At 72.9% G+C, this 16,459-nt stretch carries 11 protein-coding genes; 7 read left to right on the forward strand and 4 right to left on the reverse strand.

Annotated features, from left to right (window positions below):
• Window positions 1-104: 104 nt before the first annotated feature.
• Window positions 105-1,886, reverse strand: a complete 1,782-nt coding sequence (locus tag AB0I06_RS22375; RefSeq protein WP_363120584.1) for an ABC transporter ATP-binding protein — start codon at window positions 1,884-1,886, stop codon at window positions 105-107.
• A complete protein-coding gene (locus AB0I06_RS22380; RefSeq protein WP_363120586.1) occupies window positions 1,883-3,688 on the reverse strand; it encodes an ABC transporter ATP-binding protein in 1,806 nt (601 codons plus the stop codon). The genes AB0I06_RS22375 and AB0I06_RS22380 overlap by 4 nt, the downstream gene beginning before the upstream one ends.
• A 395-nt stretch (window positions 3,689-4,083) precedes the next feature.
• Between AB0I06_RS22380 and AB0I06_RS22385 the strand changes: the two genes are divergently transcribed.
• The 3 genes from AB0I06_RS22385 (at window position 4,084) to AB0I06_RS22395 (ending at window position 8,055) form a co-directional block, all read left to right on the forward strand.
• A complete protein-coding gene (locus AB0I06_RS22385; protein ID WP_363120587.1) occupies window positions 4,084-4,815 on the forward strand; it encodes a L,D-transpeptidase family protein in 732 nt (243 codons plus the stop codon).
• Window positions 4,816-4,856: 41 nt separating this feature from the next.
• Window positions 4,857-6,461, forward strand: a complete 1,605-nt coding sequence (locus tag AB0I06_RS22390) for a peptide-N4-asparagine amidase (protein WP_363120588.1) — start codon at window positions 4,857-4,859, stop codon at window positions 6,459-6,461.
• 172 nt (window positions 6,462-6,633) lie between these two features.
• Window positions 6,634-8,055: a cation:dicarboxylase symporter family transporter gene (locus AB0I06_RS22395; RefSeq protein WP_363120589.1), complete on the forward strand. Its 1,422-nt coding sequence runs from the start codon at window positions 6,634-6,636 to the stop codon at window positions 8,053-8,055.
• Between the two features lie 75 nt (window positions 8,056-8,130).
• Here the strand turns inward: AB0I06_RS22395 and AB0I06_RS22400 are convergent, their stop codons facing one another.
• A complete protein-coding gene (locus tag AB0I06_RS22400) occupies window positions 8,131-8,580 on the reverse strand; it encodes a MarR family transcriptional regulator (protein ID WP_363120590.1) in 450 nt (149 codons plus the stop codon).
• Window positions 8,581-8,666: 86 nt separating this feature from the next.
• On the opposite strand from AB0I06_RS22400, the gene AB0I06_RS22405 reads away from it, so the two are divergent.
• Both AB0I06_RS22405 and mltG read left to right on the forward strand, forming a co-directional pair.
• Window positions 8,667-10,469, forward strand: coding sequence for an ABC transporter ATP-binding protein (locus AB0I06_RS22405; protein WP_363120591.1), 1,803 nt, complete (start codon window positions 8,667-8,669; stop codon window positions 10,467-10,469).
• Window positions 10,470-10,512: 43 nt separating this feature from the next.
• Window positions 10,513-11,358, forward strand: a complete 846-nt coding sequence (gene mltG / locus AB0I06_RS22410) for an endolytic transglycosylase MltG (protein ID WP_363120592.1) — start codon at window positions 10,513-10,515, stop codon at window positions 11,356-11,358.
• A gap of 24 nt (window positions 11,359-11,382) precedes the next feature.
• Here mltG and AB0I06_RS22415 read toward each other — a convergent pair whose 3' ends face one another.
• Window positions 11,383-12,459: an NAD(P)-binding domain-containing protein gene (locus AB0I06_RS22415; RefSeq protein WP_363120593.1), complete on the reverse strand. Its 1,077-nt coding sequence runs from the start codon at window positions 12,457-12,459 to the stop codon at window positions 11,383-11,385.
• Between the two features lie 146 nt (window positions 12,460-12,605).
• Here AB0I06_RS22415 and AB0I06_RS22420 point away from each other — a divergent pair, with 146 nt between their 5' ends.
• On the forward strand, window positions 12,606-13,028 hold the full coding sequence (locus AB0I06_RS22420) for a secondary thiamine-phosphate synthase enzyme YjbQ (RefSeq protein ID WP_363120594.1): 423 nt from the start codon (window positions 12,606-12,608) through the stop codon (window positions 13,026-13,028).
• Window positions 13,029-13,185: 157 nt separating this feature from the next.
• The gene (locus AB0I06_RS22425) at window positions 13,186-16,443 is read left to right on the forward strand and encodes a SpoIIE family protein phosphatase (protein ID WP_363120595.1); all 3,258 of its coding nucleotides are present in this window, start codon (window positions 13,186-13,188) and stop codon (window positions 16,441-16,443) included.
• Window positions 16,444-16,459 lie beyond the last annotated feature (16 nt).

Raw genomic sequence — 16,459 nt, forward strand, 5'->3', positions numbered from 1 at the left:
GCCGGTGCCTGATTCCAGCCTTCACCCCGGCTCGGGACCGCGCAACGCCAAGAACCGCGCAACGCCAAGGACCGCGCGGCCCCCGGGCCCGCCCCGCTCCGCCCTCAGCCGTGCCACGACCTCCACAGCGCCGCGTACGCCCCGTCCGCCGCGACCAGCTCGTCGTGACTGCCGAGCTCGCTGATGCGGCCGTTCTCGACGACGGCGATGACGTCCGCGTCGTGGGCGGTGTGCAGCCGGTGCGCGATGGCGACGACGGTCCGGCCGTCGAGGACCCGGGCCAGGGACCGTTCCAGGTTGCGGGCGGCGCGCGGGTCGAGCAGCGACGTCGCCTCGTCCAGGACCAGCGTGTGCGGGTCCGCCAGCACCAGGCGGGCCAGGGCGATCTGCTGCGCCTGGGCCGGGGTGAGCGCCAGACCGCCCGAGCCGACCTCGGTGTCCAGGCCCTCCTCCAGCGCCCGGGCCCAGCCGTCGGCGTCGACCGCGCCCAGCGCGGCCCACAGCTCGGCGTCGAGGGCACCGGTCCGCGCGAGCCGGAGATTGTCGCGCAGGGACCCCACGAAGACGTGGTGCTCCTGGTTGACCAGGGCCACATGGGAGCGGACGCGCTCGGCGGGCATCCGGGACAGCTCGGCGTCGCCCAGGGTGATGCGGCCGTCCCGGGGCGCGTAGATCCCGGCGAGCAGCCGGCCCAGCGTGGACTTGCCCGCACCCGAGGGGCCGACCAGGGCCAGCCGGGTGCCGGGGGAGACCTCCAGGGACACCTTGCGCAGCACGTCCACGCCCTCCAGGTAACCGAAGTGCACCCGGTCGGCGTGCACGTGGCGTCCCTCGGGGGCCACCGACGGATCACCGGCGTCCGGCTCGATGTCCCGGACCCCGACCAGCCGGGCCAGCGACACCTGGGCCACCTGGAGCTCGTCGTACCAGCGCAGGATCATGCCCACCGGGTCGACCAGCATCTGGGCGATCAGCGCGCCGGTCGTCAGCTGTCCGACGTCGATCCACCCGTGCAGGGCGAACACGCCGCCGATCATCAGGACCGAGGCGAGCACGGACACGTGGGTGACGTTGATGACCGGGAAGAGCACCGACCGCAGCCAGAGCGTGTACCGCTCCCAGGCCGTCCACTCCCGGATCCGGCGCTCCGACAGCGCGACGCGGCGCTCGCCCAGGCGGTGGGCCTCGACGGTGCGCCCGGCGTCCACGGTCTCGGCGAGCGCGGCGGCCACGGCGGCGTACCCGGCGGCCTCGGAACGGTAGGCCGAGGCGGCCCGCCGGAAGTACCAGCGGCAGCCGACGATCAGCAGCGGCAGGGCGAGCAGCACGGCGAGCGCCAGCGGCGGCGCCGTGATCACCAGCCCGCCCATCAGCAGGATCACCCACACCACGCCGATCGACAGCTGCGGCACCGCCTCGCGCATGGCGTTGCCCAGGCGGTCGATGTCGGTCGTGATCCGGGACAGCAGATCGCCGGTCCCGGCCCGCTCCAGCACCCCGGGCGGCAGCCCGACCGACCGGACGAGGAAGTCCTCGCGCAGGTCGGCCAGCATCCGCTCGCCCAGCATGGCGCCGCGCAGCCGCACCTGACGGACGAACACCGCCTGCACGGCCAGCGCGGCCACGAAGAGCCCGGCCGTGAACTCCAGGCGCAGGTCACGCGCCCCGTCCGAGACCCGCTCCACGAGCCCGCCGAGCAGCCAGGGGCCGGCCATCGAAGCGATCACGGCGGCGGTGTTGACGGCGATCAGCAGCAGGAACGCCCGCCGGTGCCGCCGCAGCAGTTCGGCCACGTAGGCGCGGACGGTCTCGGGGGCGCCGACCGGCAGGGTGCTCGCCGTGGTCGGGGCCGCCGGGTCGTACGCCGGTGGCGCTACGCCGATCATGCCTTCTCCTCGATCTCTTGCAGTTCCTGGAGGACGTCCTTCAGGGCGACGGAACCGTTCGGCGCAGCCTCGCCGTCCGTCTCGCGGGTGACCACCGCCCGGTAGCGGGGCTCGCTCCGCACCAGCTCGCGGTGGGCGCCCACGGCCACGGCCTCGCCCTCGTGCAGGAACACCACCCGGTCGGCGCGGTCCAGCAGCAGCGGCGAGGAGGTGAACACCACGGTCGTGCGTCCCGCGCGCAACTCCCGCACGCCCTGCGCGATCCGTGCCTCGGTGTGGGAGTCGACGGCCGAGGTCGGCTCGTCCAGGACGAGCGCCTCGGGGTCGGTCACCAGCGACCGGGCCAGTGCGAGCCGCTGGCGCTGACCGCCGGACAGGGACCGGCCGCGCTCGGTGATCCGCGCGTCCATCGGATCGGCCGCCTCCAGCGAGCCCTGCACCAGCGCCGCCAGCACGTCGTCGCACTGCGCTGCCGCCAGCGCCGCCCGCGGTGGGACGTCACCCGACGCGGGCACGTCGAGCAGTTCGCGCAGCGTGCCGGACAGGAGCACCGGGTCCTTGTCCTGGACGAGGACGGCCGTGCGGGCGCTGTCCAGCGGGAGTTCGTCGAGCGGCACCCCGCCGAGCAGCACCGAGGTGCCCTCCTGGGACGCGTGCCCGCCCAGCCGCTCGGCCAGCAGGCCCGCCGCGTCCGGGTCGCCGCACACCACGGCGGTGAGCCGACCGGCAGGCGCGAGCAGTCCCGTCTGCGGGTCGTAGAGGTCACCGGAGGGGACGTCGGCGGCGCGCGACCCGGCGGTGTCCGTGGCCCGCTGAAGGGACAGCACTCCCGCGGCCCGCTTGGCGGAGGGCCGGGAGAAGGAGTACGCCATGGCGATCTCCTCGAAGTGCCGCAGCGGGTAGGTGAGGATCATGACCGAGCTGTAGACGGTGACCAGTTCCCCGACGGCGATCCGGCCCTCCCGCGCCAGCCGCACGCCGTGCCAGACGACGGCGATGAGCAGCAGCCCCGGCAGCAGGACCTGGATCGCGGAGATCAGGGACCACATCCGGGCGCTGCGCACGGCCGCGTGGCGGACCTCCTGGGAGGCGCCGCGGTAGCGGTCGAGGAACAGCTGCTCGCCGCCGATGCCGCGCAGCACGCGCAGGCCGGCGACGGTGTCCGAGGCGAGTTCGGTGGCGCGTCCGGCCTTCTCCCGCTGGGTGTCGGCGCGCCGGGTGGCGCGGGGGAGCAGCGGCAGCACGGCGAGCGCCAGCGCGGGCAGCCCCACGGCGACGACCACACCGAGTGCCGGCTGGTAGACGAGCAGGCCGGCGCAGACCAGCACGATGGTGACCAGGGCCGCGGTGAACCGGGACAGTGCCTCGACGAACCAGCCGATCTTCTCGACGTCGCCCGTCGAGACCGCCACCACTTCACCGGCCGCGACGCGCCGGGTCAGTGCCGAGCCCAGCTGGGCGGCCTTGCGGGCGAGGAGTTGCTGCACGCGGGCGGCGGCCGTGATCCAGTTGGTGATGGCGGTGCGGTGCAGGAAGGTGTCGCCGACCGCGTTTCCGACGCAGGCCAGCGCCAGCAGCCCGCCCGCCAGGGCGAGTCGGGAGCCGGAGCGGTCGACGACGGCCTGGACGGCGACGCCGACACAGAAGGGCAGCGCGGCGACGGAGGCGAAGTGCAGCAGCCCCCAGGCCAGCGACTTGAGTTGGCCGCCCAGCTGATTCCGGAAGAGCCACCACAGGAATCGGGGTCCCGAACGCGCGTCCGGCACGCCTGGGTCGGGGTAGGGAAGATCTTGAATCTGCATGACGTCCCAGTGGCTCGTGTCAGGGGGCGAACGGATGGGGAGGCGGGTCGGCGGGGGAGGCGAGGGCGCCCGCCGACGGAGGCAGCAAACCGTGACAGGTTCGCGGCGCGACGGGGCCGGAGGCAAACGGTTTTCCCTCCGCCGTACGGAACCGGCCGACCGTCGTGCGGATTCGGCCGTCGCGCGTTGCGGAACCGGCCGGCCGTCGCTCGGAATCGGCCGACAGGCGTGCGGAATCGGCCGATGGCCGCACGGAAGCGACCGGCGGCCGACAGTGAGCCGCGCGCACTCGCCCGGCGACGGCCGGCTGCCCGGGCCTCCGCACTCGCCCGGCGACGGGCCGGCCGTCCGGACCTCACCCACCGTCGTCGCGAACCCGGTGCGACCATGGAGCGATGCACAGTGGTGGCGTACGACGAGCGGTGGCCGCGGCGGCGGTCCTCGCCTCTTTCTTGACGGCTCTGTCCGCCTGCGGCGGTACGAAGGGCACCGGGGGCACGGATGCCGCGGGCCGGGCGGCCCACACCCCCGCGGCCAAGGCCGCCCCGACGCGCGTTCCCGGCGTCGGCGAGCGGCTCCAGCGGCGGATCCCGTCCGGCTCCCGCCAGGTCGTCGCGGTCTACGGCGACGGGAAGGACTCCGCCGCCTCCACGGTCGTGCTCTACACCAAGCACGGCTCGACCTGGCAGCGTGAGCGCGGCTGGGCCGGCCACAACGGCAAGAAGGGCTGGACCACCGACCACCACGAGGACGACGATCGCAGCCCCGTGGGCGTGTTCACCCTCAGCGACGCGGGCGGCGTGCTGCCGGACCCGGGCTCCCGGCTCCCGTACACCCACTCCGCGGCCTTCGCGGCACCGCGCTGGTGGTCCAAGTCCTACTGGCACGACTTCGACTACGTCATCGCCATCGACTACAACCGCGTCAAGGGCACCCCGCCGAACGACCAGACCCGCCCCGAGGGTCGGAAGAAGGGTGGCGGGATCTGGCTGCACATGGACCACGGCAGCGGCACGTCGGCCTGCGTCAGCCTGCCCGAGCAGGCGATGAGGTACCTGCTGCGCACGCTCGACCCGCGACAGCGTCCCGTGGTGGTGATGGGGGACCGGGCCGACCTGGCGGCTTAGTCCTCATTGCGCGGGTGGCCGACTGCCCGTAGAACACCGCCATGAAGAGACGGATCGTCATGTCCATGCTCGCCGGAGCGACCCTCCTGGCGGGCACCCTCCTCGGTACCGGTCCCGCCGGGGCGTCGGCCGCCCCGGCCCCGGCGGCCGGCGCACCCGCCGAGTTCGGCACCGACTGGCACGACCCGGTCATGGCCGCGCCGCCCGTCGAGAGGCCCGCCGGGAAGTCCTGCGAAGTCACCCTCGTGCGGGCGCGGTTCCGCGACTTCACCCCGTACCGCGGCACGTACACCCCGCCGGCCGGCTGTGGCGACCGCTGGAGCAAGGTGGTGCTCCGGCTGGACGGCAAGGTCAAGGGGCGCCAGTACGACCGGCTGGGCCACCTCCACGTCGGCGGGGTGGAGGTCTTGCGGACATCGACTCCGCAGCCCTCCCCGGACGGCATCGAGTGGTCCGTGGAGAAGGACGTCACGCGCTACAGCGGCACCTTCCGCGCGGCCGGGGACGTCGAGATGCTCATCGGCAACGTCGTCGACGACACCTACACGGGCGTGTTCGACGTCGAGGTCACGCTGACGTTCCATCCGGGCCGCCCCGATGGGACGACTCCCGACCGGGTCCTCACCCTCGACGGCGACTCGGCCCTCACCACCCCGCGCAACAGTGAGCGCGTCCTCGCCGAGGTCTACGCGACCGGCTCCGGCGGCGGCTGCGAGGAGTACTGGTACCTGACGGTCCCCGAACCGGCGCCGTACTCCTGCAAGGCCGGGCAGGGCCCCTACCGGGAGGTGCGGATCAGCGTCGACGGGCGGCTCGCGGGCATCGCCGCCCCGTTCCCGACGGTGTGGACCGGGGGCTGGTCCAACCCCTTCCTCTGGTACGTGATCCCGGGTCCGCGCGCCTTCGACGTCAAGCCGGTCACCTATGACCTCACGCCCTTCGCCGGGATCCTCAACGACGGCCGTCCGCACCGCGTCGAGGTCACGGTCGCCGGCGTGCCCGAGGGGCAGAGCGGCTGGAGCGCGCCGGTGAACGTCCTCGTCTGGCAGGACGAGCGAAGCGAGCGGGTCACCGGGAAGCTCACCGAGCACAGGGCGGACGGCCTCACGAACTCGTCCGCCTACACGCCCGGTTCCGAGCACAGCGTCGCGACCGAGGGCGCCCACCGGCTGACCGTGGGCGGCTACGTCGACACCTCGCACGGCCGTGTCAGGACGACGGTCAGCCGCTCGCTGGCCCACGCCTCCACGCACCGCTGGACCGACGGTGAGACGACCGACGCACTCGACGCCACGTGGACCGACGCCGAGTCGGTGACCGTCGACGGACGCGCCACGCGCACCCACCGCACCTACACCATGGACGGCACGACCACCCTCGGCGCGGGCGACCGGCTGCGCACCGTGCTGACCCTGGGCGACCGCGCCACGGTCGTCAGGACGCACGGCGGGCGGCGCGTCGCGTGGTCGACGCTCGACGACACCGTCACGGGCGACGCGACCTACACGGCGAACGTGCCGCGCGACCAGCGTCACGCGGTCGGCACCACGAGCGAGCGCTACCGGCTGTACGGCTCGCACGGCTGCCACGACCGCACCCTGACCACTGTTCAGGGGGTGCTCACGGGAGACCGCAGGCGCTGCTGAGGGAGCCGCGGGGCGTGTGAGGCGCGGCGGCGATGGCATTTTTACCTGGCCGAAACGCTGCGGTCTTGTGCGTGATCGAGACAGCGCCCAGAGTGTCGTAAACGGAACTCGGATTCCGTATCACAGAAGTCCCCTCCGGCTTCTGCGCGCCCCGTCCCCCTTAGGAGGCCTCGTGCCGCCCTCCGCAGCGTCCTTCCCGCGCCGCCTCGCACGCACCCTACGCACCTCGCTTTTCGCGCAGGTTTCCGTTGCGCTGGTCCTCGGAATCGTCGTCGGGAAGCTGTGGCCGGACACGGCCACGGCTCTCCAGCCGCTCGGCGACGGTTTCACCCGGCTCATCAAGACGGTGATCTCGCCCCTGGTGTTCTGCGTGGTCGTCGTCGGCATCGCCAAGGCCGGAGACCTCAAGGCGTTCGGCCGGATCGGGGTCAAGGCCCTCGTCTGGTTCGAGATCGCCTCCACGGCAGCCCTGGTCATCGGTCTCGTCGCGGCCAATGTCGTCGGACCGGGCAAGGGCATGAACGTCGACCCCGCCTCGCTGGACACCAAGGCGGTGGACGCGACGACCGGCGGGGGTCACCTGCCCTCGACGACCGAGTTCGTCCTGAACGCGCTGCCGCAGAGTTTCGTCGGCGCCTTCGCCGAGAACGAGCTGCTCCAAGTCCTCATCCTGGCCTGCCTGGTGGGCGCGGCCCTGCTGCACCTCGGGCACACCAAGGTGCCGAGGATCCTGCCCGCCGTCGAGCAGGCGCAGGAGATCGTCTTCGCGGTCGTCGGTTTCATCATGCGGCTGGCACCGCTCGCGGTGTTCGGGGCGATGGCCCACCTGGTCGGCAACTACGGGCTGGGCGTGATACGGACGTACGCCAAGCTCATCGTGCTCTGCTACGTGGCCGCGGCGCTGTTCCTCGCGCTGCTCGCCGTCGCCCTGAAGGCCGTCACAGGGCTCAGCCTCTGGAAATTCCTGCGCTACATCCGCGAGGAGATGCTCCTGGCGCTCGGTACCGCCTCCACCGAGTCGGTCATGCCGCGCGTGATGCAGAAACTGCGCCGGGCCGGTGCCCGGGACGACGCCGTGGGGCTGGTGCTCCCCACCGGCTACTCCTTCAACCTCGACGGGGCCTCGCTCTACCTGTCCATCGGCACGCTGTTCATCGCCCAGGCGGTGGGCGTGGACCTGAGCCTCGGCCAGCAGGTCACCGTCGTCCTGGTGCTGATGCTGACGAGCAAGGGCATGGCGGGCGTTCCCGGTTCCGCGTTCCTCGCCCTGTCCGCGACCGCCTCGTCCCTGGGGGCGATCCCCACCGGCGCCGTCGCGCTGCTGCTCGGTGTGGACCGCATCATGGACTCGATGCGGGTCGTGACGAACCTGCTCGGCAACTGTGTCGCCGTCTTCGCGGTGTCCCGCTGGGAGGGAGCCCTCGACACCGACAGGGCCAAGAGGGCGCTCGACGGGGAGGACACCTCCCAACCGGACGACGATGAGGGCGCCGCCGGCGGTGAGACCGGCGCCGGCATGCTCGCCGCGGGCATCCCGGCCCAGAAGTCCACGGCGCCCGAGGAGCTCAGGGAGCCCGCCGCCGGGGCGAGTTGAACGGACCGCACGGACCGCGGCCGCCGCTCCGTACGGAGGAGCGACGGCCGCGGCCCGTCTGCGGGGTTCGGCCGGTCAGCAGGACCGCACCGGCTCCCCGTCGATCAGCGTGTTCAGCAGCCCGCCGAGCGCCTCGCGCTGATCGCCCGTCAGCGGCGCGAGGATCTCCTCGGCGGCCGACCTGCGGGCCGCCCGCAGCTCGCGCAGCGCACCCCGGCCGTCGTCCGTGAGCTCGATGCGGATCACCCGCCGGTTCGCCGGGTCCGGGACCCGGCGCACCTTGCCGCTCGCCTCCAGGGCGTCGACCAGAGTCGTCACGGCCCGCGGCACCACCTCGAGGCGCTCCGCCAGGTCCGCCATGCGCGGCGGCGAGCCCCAGTGCGCCAGTGTGCGCAGCAGCCGGGACTGGGCCGGGGTGATGCCGAGGTCGCGCTGCTCCAGATGGCGCTTCTGGATGCGGTGCACACGACGGGTGAGCCGCAGCAACTGCTCGGCGAGCAGGCCGTCGGAGTCGGGCGTGGTCATGCGGGAACAATATCAGGATGCAGTTCATTGTGAGTATAGGTAACAATGAGCTGTGATCCGATCCGCCGCATCCCTCGTAGGAGCCCATGCATCCCGACCGTGAAGCCTCCTGGACCCCACCGGCCGACTCGAAGGAGCAGCCCCGGCAGGTCCGCCGCATCCTCGGCCTCTTCCGCCCCTACCGGGGCCGCCTCGCGATCGTCGGCCTGCTGGTCGGTGCCGCGTCGCTGGTCTCGGTCGCCACCCCCTTCCTGCTGAAGGAGATCCTGGACGTCGCGATCCCCCAGGGGCGCACGGGCCTGCTCAGTCTGCTCGCCCTCGGCATGATCCTCAGCGCGGTCCTCACCAGCGTCTTCGGAGTCCTCCAGACCCTGATCTCCACGACGGTCGGCCAGCGCGTCATGCACGATCTGCGCACCGCCGTCTACGGCCGGCTCCAGCGGATGTCGTTGGCCTTCTTCACGCGCACGCGCACGGGCGAGGTGCAGTCGCGCATCGCCAACGACATCGGCGGCATGCAGGCCACCGTCACCTCCACCGCGACCTCCCTGGTCTCCAACGTCACCAGCGTGGTCGCCACGATCGTCGCGATGATCGCCCTGGACTGGCGCCTGACGGTGGTCTCCCTGCTGTTGCTGCCGGTGTTCGTGTGGATCAGCCGCCGCGTCGGCAACGAACGCCGGAAGATCACCACCCAGCGCCAGAAGCAGATGGCCGCCATGGCCGCCACCGTCACCGAGTCGCTCTCCGTCAGCGGCATCCTGCTCGGCCGCACCATGGGCCGCTCGGACTCGCTGACCAGGTCCTTCGCCGAGGAGTCGGAGGAACTCGTCGACCTCGAGGTCCGGTCGAACATGGCCGGACGGTGGCGCATGGCCGTCATCACCATCGTCATGGCCGCCCTGCCCGCCGTCATCTACTGGACCGCCGGCATGGCCCTCCAGCTGGGCGGCCCCGAGGTCTCCATCGGCACCATCGTCGCCTTCGTCTCGCTCCAGCAGGGCCTGTTCCGCCCGGCCGTGAGCCTGTTGTCGACCGGTGTGCAGATCCAGACCTCGCTCGCCCTCTTCCAGCGCATCTTCGAGTACCTCGACCTGCCGATCGACATCACCGAGCGCCCCGACCCGGTGCGCCTGGACCGGGTCAAGGGCGAGGTGCGCTTCGAGAACGTCTCCTTCGGCTACGACGGCAAGGGCGGTCCCGTCCTCGACGGCATCGACCTCACCGTCCCGGCCGGAGGCAGCCTCGCGATCGTCGGCCCCACCGGCGCGGGCAAGTCCACCCTCGGCTATCTGGTGCCCCGGCTCTACGACGTCACCGGCGGCCGCGTCACCCTCGACGGGGTCGACGTCCGCGACCTCGACTTCGACACCCTGGCCCGCGCGGTCGGCGTCGTCTCGCAGGAGACGTACCTCTTCCACGCCTCGGTCGCCGACAACCTGCGCTTCGCCAAGCCCGACGCCACCGACGAGGAACTGCGTCAGGCGGCCGAGGCGGCGCAGATCCACGACCACATCGCCGCCCTGCCCGACGGCTACGACACCGTCGTCGGTGAGCGCGGTCACCGCTTCTCCGGCGGGGAGAAGCAGCGCCTGGCCATCGCCCGCACCATCCTGCGCGACCCGCCGGTCCTCATCCTCGACGAGGCCACCAGCGCCCTGGACACCCGGACCGAGGCGGCCGTCCAGGACGCCATCGACGCCTTGTCGGCGAACCGCACCACCCTCACCATCGCCCACCGGCTCTCCACCGTGCGCGGCGCCGACCAGATCGTGGTCCTCGACGCGGGGCGGGCGGTGGAACGCGGCACGCACGAGGAGCTCCTGGACCTGGGCGGCCGGTATGCGGCGCTCGTACGCCGGGACGCCCAACTGGAACCGACAAGATGAAAATATGCCGGGTTTGTGACGATATGCGGGTTACCGTGCCCGCATGCAGAAGAACACTCCGCCACGGAGCACGATTCGACTGACGCGCCGGGGCCGCATCGCCCTCGTCGCGACCGGAGCCGTCGTGGTCGGTACCGCCGTGGCGGTGCCGCTGCTGACTCTCGGCACCGAGGAAGAGGGCCGGCCCACGACGCTGGCCGTCCCGGAGGGCTGGCGTGCGAGCCAGGTCTACGCGGCCGTCGACAAGGTCCTCGCCCTGCCCGCGGGAAGTACCAGGAAGTCCCTGGACAAAGCCGCCCTGAAACTGCCGAACGACGCCGAGGGCAATCCGGAGGGCTACCTCTTCCCGGCCACCTATCCGCTCCGGGAGAACACCACGCCGGACAGGCTCCTCGCGCTGATGGTCGACACCGCCAACGAGAAGTTCAACGGCGCGCCCATCGCCGCCGGGGCGCAGCGCAACGCCATGAACGTCTACCAGGCCGTCACCATCGCGAGCATCGTCCAGGCGGAGGCGGCCACCAGGGCCGACATGGGCAAGGTGGCCCGGGTGATCTTCAACCGCCTCGAACGCGGCATGCCGCTGCAGATGGACTCCACCATCAACTACGCCCTCAACCGCTCCACCCTCCGCACGACGGAGAGCGACACCCGGATCGACAGCCCCTACAACTCGTACCAGCGCATGGGCCTGCCGCCCACGCCCATCGACAACCCGGGCGAGGAAGCGATGCGCGCGGCCGTCAACCCGCCACCGGGCGACTGGCTGTACTTCGTCACGGTCCGCCCGGGCGACACCCGCTTCACGGCGGACTACCAGCAACACCAGCGCAATGTCGCGGAGTTCAACGCGCGGAACCACAAGAGCGGGGTGCGGGCGGCCGGGTGACGGGCGCGTCGGTGCCGCCCGGCCTCACGCCGCGGCCGGCTCCCTCTCCAGCAGTCGCCTGATGTCCCGTACGGCGGCGCGGCCGGCCCGGTTGGCCCCGATGGTGCTGGCCGACGGGCCGTAGCCGACGAGGTGGACGCGGGGGTCCGCCGCCGCGTGCGTTCCCTCCATGCGGATGCCGCCGCCCGGGGCGCGCAGCCGGAGCGGGGCGAGGTGGCCGAGGGCGGCGCGGAAGCCGGTGGCCCAGAGGATCACGTCGGCGTCGACGTGGCGGCCGTCGGCCCAGTCCACACCTGTGGGCGTGATGCGGTCGAACATCGGCTGCCGGTCGAGCACCCCGTCCTCGATGCCCTGCCGGATCGCGTCGTTGAGCGGCAGCCCCGTCACCGAGACGACGCTGCGGGGCGGCAGTCCCTGACGCACCCGTTCCTCGACGAGCGCGACCGCCGCGCGGCCCGCGTCCTCGTCGAAGGGTCCCTCACGGAAGACCGGCGGGCGCCGTGTCACCCAGGTGGTGGCCGTGGCGTACGAGGCGATCTCCAGCAGATGCTGGGTGCCCGAGGCGCCGCCGCCCACCACCACGACCCGCTGCCCGGCGAACTGCTCGGGCCCGGGGTACCGCGCCGTGTGCAGCTGCCGCCCCCGGAAGGTCTCCTGGCCGGGGTAGCGCGGCCAGAACGGCCGGTCCCAGGTGCCGGTCGCGTTGATCAGCGCGCGAGCCGCCCACACGCCGTCCGAGGTCTCCACGAGCAGCCGGCCACCGGGCCCCTCGCGTACGGCCCGCACGTCCACCGGACGCCTGACCCGCAGATCGAAGGCCCGCTCGTAGCGGTCGAAGTAGGCGCTGATCACCTCGGCGGACGGCCGCTCCGGGTCGGCGTCCGTCAGTTCCATGCCCGGCAGGGCGTGCATCCCGTGCACCTTGCCGTACGTGAGCGAGGGCCACCGGAACTGCCAGGCGCCGCCGGGGCCGGGGGAGTGGTCCAGCACGACGAAGTCGCGGTCCGGCTCGAAACCGGATCGCCGCAGGTGGTAGGCGGCGGCCAGACCTGCCTGACCCGCGCCGATGACGACCACGTCGACCTCGTGTGTGTTGTTCACACTTCTACTAACCGGGGCGGAGGCGTGGATCTTCCCTCGGCGATCGTCCGGCGCGGCGGGAGGTTGGACAGACGGCGGCGGGGGGAGGGCTCGCCACCGGCCGGGCATGGCCCGGGGACGGCCACCGGGTACGTCAGGATGGGAGCATGTCAGATGTCTTCACCACGCGAGTCCTGAACGTCAGCACCGGTACCGCCGAGCGGGTCCTCGACATCACCGGCGACTGTGAGTCCTTCCTGCGCGAGGCGGCGGCCGGCCGCGACGGTCTGCTCAATGTCTTCGTCCCGCACGCGACGGCCGGCATCGCCGTCCTGGAGACCGGTGCCGGCAGCGACGACGACCTGCTGGCCGCGCTGCACACCCTGCTGCCCGCCGACGACCGCTGGCAGCACCGGCACGGCAGCCCCGGTCACGGCCGCGACCACGTCCTGCCCGCCCTCGTCCCGCCGCACGCGACCCTGCCGGTGGTGGGCGGCCGACTGGAACTCGGCACCTGGCAGTCGGTGTGCCTGGTCGACACCAACAGGGACAACCCCGAACGCAAGGTACGCCTGAGTTTCCTGGGGTGAGCGCAGCCCGTCCGCTCCGCCGTCCGCTCCCGTCCGCCGCTCACCGGCCCCGTGGGTCCCGGGTGCACCGTGACGCGTGACCGTAATGCCCGTATCCTCATCAATGCCAGACTCTCTTCCCAGCAGCGGATTATCGCGGGCGCAAGTGAGGCGAAGCGTGGTTCGGTCCGACGAGGAACCCAAGCCGGCGGGGCGTGCGACGAACGGCACGGGGCCCGTGAGTCTTCGCGAACGGTTTCTCCAGGGCGAGCCGGTCGCGGCCGGCGTACGGACGTCCATCCTCAACTCGTGGCAGCGCAGCCGCTCCCTGGGGCTGTCGCCGGACGCGGTCGACCTGCCCTACCGGGACGACTTCGACCCGGGGAGCCGGATCGTCCGGGCGGCCGCGCCGGTGCTCGACCGTTTGCAGGCCACGTTCGCCGGGAGCCAGGTCAACATCTCCGTGGCCGACGCGAACGGGACGGTGCTGCTGCGCCGCTTCGGGGACCCGTCGATGGCCAGGAGTCTGCCGGCCATCCAGGTCGTGCCCGGGTTCGTCTTCGCCGAGCAGGTAGCCGGCACCAACGGCATCGGGCTGGCCCTGGCGGAGCGGCAGCTCATCCGCGTCTACGGCGCCGAGCACTTCGCGGAGCGCTCCCAGCAGAGCGCGTGCGTCGCGCTGCCCGTCCGGGACCCGCTCAGCGGGCGCATCGAGGGCGTGCTGTGCCTCGGCTACCCGCGTGGCTTCGAGCGGCCCGCGCTGGGCGTCGCCATCCGCAGGGCCGCCGAGGGCATCGAACGGCGGCTGCTGGGCCAGAGCTCGGCGCACGAGCGCGCCCTGCTGCGGACGTATCTGGCCACCGCGGCCGAGACGGCCGGTCCGCGCCGCGGTGTGGCCGTGGATGCCCTGGTGAACGCGTTGCGTCCCGTCGACCAGGAGCTCTTGAAGGAGAAGGCCGCCGCGCTGATCTCCGGCGCCCGGCCGGGGACCCTCGAGGTGACCCTGTCCGACGGCCGGCGGGTGACGCTCGTGAGCCGCCCGGTGAGGAGCGGATCCGGCGTGCGGGGCATCGCCATCGAGGCCGAGCTGCCGGGCATCCCGGCGGGAGAGGCCCTCGTCATACCCCACCAGACGGACGAACTCCTCCCGCTCGCCGCCCCGCTCTCGTTCGCGCGCCCGGCGCTCACCCTTCCGTCCGGCTTCCTCGCCGCGTCCCCCGGCCGGGCGGCCACCTCCACCGGAGGTGGCGGTTCCGCCGCAGCGGGCGCGGTCACCGGGTCCGACGGGCCCGCCGAACCCGTCGCCCCCGGTATGACCGGTGCGCCCGGTATGACCGACGGGCCCGACCCATCCGTCGCCCCCGGCGCGTCCGGCACCACCGCCGAGCCTGACGCACCCCTCACCCCCGGGGCGCCCGGCAACCGTGGGGATGCCTCCTGGCCCGGTGGCGCGACGGCCTGGTCAGGGGCGGCCTCCGGGCCGGATGCGCCTGCCGGGCCCGACGGAGGCCTTCCGGCGGCGGTCGAGGGGGGTGGGGCCACGCCGGAAGCGGACGGCCCGGGCGAGCCCGACGCGGTCGTCACGGCCGACGGCGGTCGCAGCGCCGCCGAACCCGACGCACCCACGCCTGACGGTGCACCCACGCCGAACGGTGCACCCACGCCTGACGGTGCACCGCCGCCGGACGGCGGAGGGCGTCGCCCGCCCGGTGTGCCGTCCGAAGCCGCGTTCCCCGCACGGGGACTGGTGATGCTGGGGGAGCCGCACGTCGGGGCCTACGCCCTGGCCGCGCGCCGGCGTCTGGAGTTGCTGTCCGAGGCCAGCACCCGCATCGGCACCACCCTGGACGTGCGCCGCACCGCCGAGGAACTGGCCGAGACGGCCGTTCCCGGACTGGCCGACTTCGTCACCATCGACCTGCCCGACGCCGTGCTGCGAGGCGAGGAGTCCGCCGACCCCCTCGCCGACCTGCGCCGCACCGTTCTCCACGGCATCCATGAGGGACTGCCCTTCACCCCGCCCGGCAAGCGTATGGACTACGGTCCGACCGCACCCCAGCTGCGCTGTCTCACCCGTGGCGAGGCCGTGCTGGAGCCGGATCTGAAGGCCGCCGCGGGCTGGCTCGCCCAGGACCCCGAGCACACCGAGCGCCTGCTGACCCACGTGCAGTCCCTGATCGCGGTGCCCCTGCTCGCCCGGGGCGTGGTCCTCGGCATCGCCAGCTTCTACCGAGCGGGCGGCTCCTTCGGGGACGACGACCGCTCCCTGGCTCAGGAGCTCGCCTCCCGCGCCGCCCTGTCCATCGACAACGCCCGGCGCTACACCCACGAACGCACCATGGTCCTGGCCCTCCAGCGCCGGCTCCTCCCGCACGGCCTGCCCGACCAGGACGCCGTCGAGGTCGCCCACCGCTATCTGCCCGCCGAGTCCGACGTGGGCGGTGACTGGTACGACGTCATCCCCCTGTCCGGTGCCCGTGTCGGACTGCTCGTCGGCGACGTCGTCGGCCACGGCATGCTCTCCGCGGCCACGATGGGCCGGTTGCGCACCGCCGCGCGCAGCTTCGCCGAGCTCGACTTCCCGCCGGAGGAGGTCCTCACCCACCTGGACAACCTCGTGGGCCGCCTCGACCGGGAGGACCCGGACGGCAAGGGCGCCGGCGTCATCGGCGCGACCTGTCTCTACGCCATCCACGACCCGACCACGCAGCGGTGCCTGATGGCCCGGGCCGGTCACCCGCCGCCCGCGCTCGTGCTCCCCGACGGCACCGTGAGCTTCCCCGACCTCCCCGCCGGGCCCCCGCTCGGTCTCGGAGGCCTGCCCTTCGACGCCGTCGAGGTCGACCTCCCGGCGGGCAGCCAGCTGGTCCTGTACACCGACGGGCTCATCGAGGACCGGCACCGCGACGTCGACCTGGTCCTGGAGCAGCTGCGCGAGGCCCTGGCCCGTCCCGGGCGCGCCCCCGAGGAGACCTGCCAGGCGGTCCTGGACACCGTCGCGCCCGCGCACCCGCACGACGACATCGCCCTGCTGGTCGCCCGCGTGCACGCCATGGATCCCGCCCGGGTCGCCACCTGGGAGCTGTCCGCCGACCCGGCCCTCGTCGGCGAGGTCCGGGCGTGCGCCATGCGGTGGCTGTCCGGGCGGGGCCTCGACGACACCGCGTTCGCCGCGGAGCTGATCCTCAGCGAGCTGATCACCAACGCCATCCGGCACGGCGCCGAGCCCATCAGGGTGCGGCTGCTCCACGGCCGCACGCTGATCTGCGAGGTCTCCGACGCCAGCAACACCGCCCCCCACCTGCGCCGCGCGGCCAGTACCGACGAGGGAGGCCGCGGTCTGTTCCTCGTCGCGCAGCTCTCGCAGAGCTGGGGCACGCGCTATCTGCCGGAGGGCAAGGTCATCTGGGCCGAATGCGGGATCGACGCCGCGTGAGCGAGTGGAGCCGCGA

The sequence above is a fragment of the Streptomyces sp. NPDC050674 genome, from assembly GCF_040654575.1.
Taxonomy (GTDB): Bacteria; Actinomycetota; Actinomycetes; order Streptomycetales; family Streptomycetaceae; genus Streptomyces.